Annotated in this window: 2 protein-coding genes; both read right to left on the bottom strand. The window is 51.3% G+C overall.

Going from position 1 to position 5,099, the window contains the following annotated elements:
* On the bottom strand, window positions 1-244 hold a 244-nt coding region (locus ACO6UY_RS23840; RefSeq protein WP_422491526.1), incomplete at its 3' end, for a hypothetical protein.
* A 410-nt stretch (window positions 245-654) separates the two neighbouring features.
* Entirely contained in the window at window positions 655-5,052 is a 4,398-nt protein-coding gene (locus ACO6UY_RS23845) for an AAA family ATPase (protein ID WP_422491528.1), read from the bottom strand.
* Between the last annotated feature and the right edge of the window lie 47 nt (window positions 5,053-5,099).

Genomic DNA, 5,099 nt, shown 5'->3' on the forward strand with positions numbered 1-5,099 from the left:
GGTCAAACACCAGGGTCATCGGCTCATCCGTAAACAGTCGGCCTTCTGCTTTTTGTAATTGGCCGCCCTCTAGCCAGGTTTGTTGCATCAGACCCTGTTTTTCCAGATCATCCAGCGCGCGAATGCAATACGTTGCAGGCTGTTCATGGCGTAATTGATCAATAATTCGCTGTTGGGTTAACGGAGCATTGGCAAAATAGAACTCACCGGTGCTCAGGCTCTGATGGGCCGCTTCCTGATCCATTGAGCGGGCGGTGGATTGATTACTTTGAAAGTGAGAGGTAACTTGACAGGCGGCTGTTGTCCTTTGTCCTAAGTCAGGCGTTGGGACTTTTTGGGGTTCTATCAATCTTGATCGCTTTGATGAAGATTGCTGAAGATTTGTCTGTCCATCGGAAAAATCCGATATTTTCCTTATGTTTCCCACCTGATGTGGTGAGGAGTAGTTTACTGTTTGACTTGGCAAGGAGTGATAATTGATAACTTCATTTTTTGTTTTGTCCATTTGATCATCCATGCCTGATTTATGAATGTCGGTGTCATGAGATTAAGGACAACAAAATAATAAGAACGTTCCTTCCACTGCAAACGCATGAACATTTATCGAGCAGTCATTGTTGAGCGGTTTGCTAATGTTTCCTTCTCCTTGTTTTCTTAATCTGCAATCAATGCAAGAAACTCATCTAAAAGGACCAGCAAATCATCCGTTTGAAGAACGACAGCGGAAGGTTGGTTAAAACAGTATTTTATACGTTCCGGGGGTAATTTTAATCGGGCCATGGGCTCAACTTTGCAGTCATCAAGCGTAAGCCAATTATCAATGTAAGGCTGCACTGTCCTAGAATAGTTACCATAATAGCAAGTCAGCCAAACGGGAGAAGTGGTATCATTCATGTGATGTGCTGCCAGCCAATAAAAGAATATTTTTTTTATTAACCCATTTAACTCTACATGCTTTTCACTCATGGATATTTCGGTAATTCCTGGCCTTACTCCGGATTTTATTGATCCAGCAATCTTGTCGTCTACCTCCTGGTCTGGTAAGGAAGTACAATCGAAGATAATGGGTTTGTAGCTTGTAGATTTTGATACGTTCAGGAAAGCAGCCTCTCCGGACATAAGCTTTTCAGGGATGATAATGCTGTTGCCCACAGGCTGGTGGTGGAGTTGTTGATGGATGCGAGGCTGTGATAGTTGCTCCAAAAGAGAGTGGCTCATGGTCATCGTTTTGATAAAGTCTGTGCAGAGCTTTGATAAGCGTACCTTGTCAGTTTTTTGTTCCTCAGCATCAATGGCAAGTTTCTCGGGACTTAAAGAATATGACATAAGCATTAATTTTACCTGGTCTTTTAACTGACAGGAGTCACAGGACTCAGAGAACGTCTGTAAGATGGCCAATAATACATATTTCAGAAATTCAGGTACGGATCGGTAAAGATCACATAGCCAGTTCAAATAGTGCACATCAGGCTCTTGTGCATCTATCAGGCGATATAATATCTTTATAGGCGAAATCATGAAATGATGTATCGCATCATCGCCCAAATTATCTACCATAAGCCAAGCGCTTTTTCCTATGATACTTTTCCATTCATTTATTTTTTTACCAAACCGGTAAAACATTTGTGGCGATAATAGTATCCCCCAATTATTCTGAATCCCTCTGTAATTGCTTGAGCTTACAGGTTCTCGGTGGAATGCAGAGTAGATATCTTCAAGTGTGTGCATAACCTCCGTCACAGCTGATTCGTTTTTGTTCAACAGTAATTGGTTTGCAAGATAATCAAAATTCTTATCAATTAAATAAAAGAAGTCTCGCGATGAACCGGTAAATTGGTTGGAATAGTCATACTCCTCGGGTGGCTTCAGCGCAGATTGGTCTGGTTGATGATAATCCCCCCAGTCGGGTTCTGTGATACCTTCAATGGCCTGTCCGCCACCACCGAGTTGGTATTGTCGCCAGGTGCGGCCGCCATCGGGGCTGATTTCGACAAAACTGTGCCCGACATTCCTTACTTGCCGGGCAGGAATACCCCAATAGTGGCAGAGCACCTGGAAGATCATCGCCTTTTGTCGGCAAACCCCCTGTTTCTCCCTGAGCATATTCAGCAACAGCTGTTCATCTTGCCCGGTCACATTTTTGCTATCGGAAAATGTATCCAGCCAACCCATCAACGCCCTGAGTCGTTGCGGGATATCCGGGATCCCATCGATGTCATGCAGCTCTGCATAGGCTTCGCAGGTGTTGGTTTCGGAGTAAAAAATATTCTCTGCCAGGAGGCCTGCAAGCCGTTGACTGCACAATCCCTCTTGTAATGTCAGCGGTTCGCCTGGTCTCAGTTGGGTAAAATAGGTTTGCCCGGGGGCAATGATAAAGTCCAACGTTACCGGTGACACTGAGGATGCCTTACTTTTGATTAACAGTTGCCCTGTCAGCTCGCTTCGGGCCAGCTCAATGGGTATTTTCGGGGTACAGCGCAGTGCCCGGAGCTGCTCTTTGGGTGTCAGGGCAGGCAGGGGCTGCCACTGGTTATTCAGGATCAGCGTAAACTTGCCGGGCAGTTCATCTGCGCCAAGGTCGGTTCGCCAGGCGGTATCATCAGGCCATCCTGCCACCGATGTTAACGTGCCATCTGTCCAGTCGATGGGGTAGTTGCGCAACCGGCCGTCTTCATCCAGACGGGTCTCCAGAAAAGAGAGACGATATTGGTCCTCATTGTAAGGATATTGCGGGTAGTACCTGATGATCTTGTGGTGGGTGTAAGCCACAATATCGCCAAATGTGGCAGAGTAAGCCAAATGCCGGTTTTTTTGCTTTACCGTTGAGCCGCTGGTGCGGCTGATCTCCCTGTCTTGCTGCATGGCTTGCATAACTGTCATGACGTCCTGATCTGTTGCCTCCGGTGTCACCGTGATTACCCGGTCACCACAACGGAGTTCAGGCCCGAATGTTACCGTGATGGGCGTCAACAGTCCGGGCATGCTATTGGCTATGGTCTCAAGGTCCCGGCGCCGTTGTTCTTCCTGCTGGATTCGTTCCAGGCGTGCGGTATCCTCCTTCAGCGGAGGCAGTGTTGTCTGCAAGGCACGAAAGGGCAGTGACAGGTGTTTTCGCAAGGCCTGATGCCAATGTTCAGGCCGCTGACTGGCCAGCTGCCGGGCGCTGCTGAACAGGTCGTTCAGTGCCAGTTGCACCGGGCGGTTCTGCTGATGCAGTGCTGTGGCCAGTTGGTGGAAGTGACCCGCCAGCCACTTGGGCAACCCATCAGGTATCTTGGGCAAACCCCGCACCATCTTTGCCAGGTCTTCCGGGGTAAGGGCAGCCAGCCTGACCTGGGTGCAGCGGCTTGTCAGGGCCTTGCTCAGCGCTTCCCGTCCGGCAAAATAGCCGGGATTGATGGTGGCAAACAGGCGAAATCCCCGTGCTGCATGGCCGGTCAACACATTATTCAGCAACCCTTCTACATAGTGGCTGGGAATCAGGTTAAGCTCACTGATGGCGATCAGTTGCCCCCGGCTCATCGCTTGCTTGACGCTTTCTGCCAAAGAGGTCCACTGGTTCGGGTTGGCATTGATATGGACAAATGGGCGTACTGGCTGTTGTTTCCTCTCTTGCTGTTGTTGCCAGAGCCGGATGGTTCTGTTTAGCACAAAATCCTTGCCCCAGCCCGCCGGCCCTTCCACCAGCATGGCGGTGCGTCCCGAGTCATCCTTGTCCAGACTTTGCCAGTAGTGGTAGACCAGCTGCCGGACAGGCTCCGCAGAGAAGTCACCATCGGGGTTGGCGGCCTGCAGTCGTTGGATAAAATCAGTAAAGCTCAAGTCAACCCCCGCCAAAAGGGACGGATCTTCCTTGAACTGGCCCTGGTACCAGACGTTGAGGGTTCTCAGCCGTTGCTGGTATTCCGTGGTTACAGCACCGGCCAGACTGTCCATAAATGCCCGCCTGATCAGGGCGTTGACTTGCGCTGGCGTGTCGTCCCCGGTAGCGGAACAGTGACGGAGAATCTGGCGAACGGTGGCCAGCACATCGGTGATATCTCTGGGTGTGGTCTGGCCCTGCAGCTCCCGGAACTGGTTGTACAGGGTTAATAGCCGGTCACGGGCCTGTTGTTTCAGGTGCTCAGGCCAGGCCTGCGGTAGATTGGGCAGAATGATGGCGTTGGCCAGCATGGTGTCCGGCAAGGGGTTATAAAAGAAGGTGGGAATCCGTGATTTCAGCGTGTTATCCAGGTGCCGTCCCGAATAATGATCCGGATTACCGGTGAGAATAATCCGGTGCCGGTTGTTCAGTTCGTACTTCCGGCCCTGATAATGGAGCACCGGCGGCTGCCGGGTTAAACCGACCAGGGGGGCAAGCAGACCCTCTGGCACCAGGTTGGCTTCATCGAGCACCAGCAGGGGCGGATCTTTCGATAATGCCCACAGCAGCAGTGGCCCTTCACAAAATTCGGTGCCATGGTCCTCCGCCCCATTGCCCACTGAATAACTCACCAGCTGCGGTCCACCAAACAGGGCTTCTGAGGTGTGGTTGGGCCCAAGCTGAAGCACCTGACAGTCTGGATAACCAGCCCTGGCCGCAATGGCTCTGGCCATAAAAGTCTTGCCGGCTCCGGCCTCACCCTGCAGGAACACCACGGGATGCTTCCGGACCCTCCTGGCCAAATGCACCAGACGCCGCTCCTGCCGGGACCAGTGATGGCGCTGTCGGGCAAGAAGGGCATCGGGCAGATCCTGACACGGTCCGGGTAACTGATCATCAATAAAGTGGGTGGCCAGTAACTCCCGAATCTGTTGTGATTTCTGTTGATCGGTCTGATTCAGAATGGCGGCAATCTGGCTCTCCAGCGTCCCGGTTGTTTGGCTGATGATGATGTCTTGCCTGAGTGATGCCCGGTGAGCGATCAGGGTATCTTTTAAGGTTGAGCGCAGGTTTCCATCAAAAAAGCGTTTTTTCCGGGCCAGCCGAAGATCAACACCCAATCGCTGTGCCAGGGGCCGCTGCTGTGCCCGGGGGGCGGCGGCGACCATATAGATGGCCAGCTGCTTCACTGCGTCGTGAGATACAGGATACGGGTCTTGGCTGCCTTGGTGTACCG

The organism is Endozoicomonas sp. ALE010 (assembly GCF_049310165.1).
Classification (GTDB): domain Bacteria; phylum Pseudomonadota; class Gammaproteobacteria; order Pseudomonadales; family Endozoicomonadaceae; genus Endozoicomonas.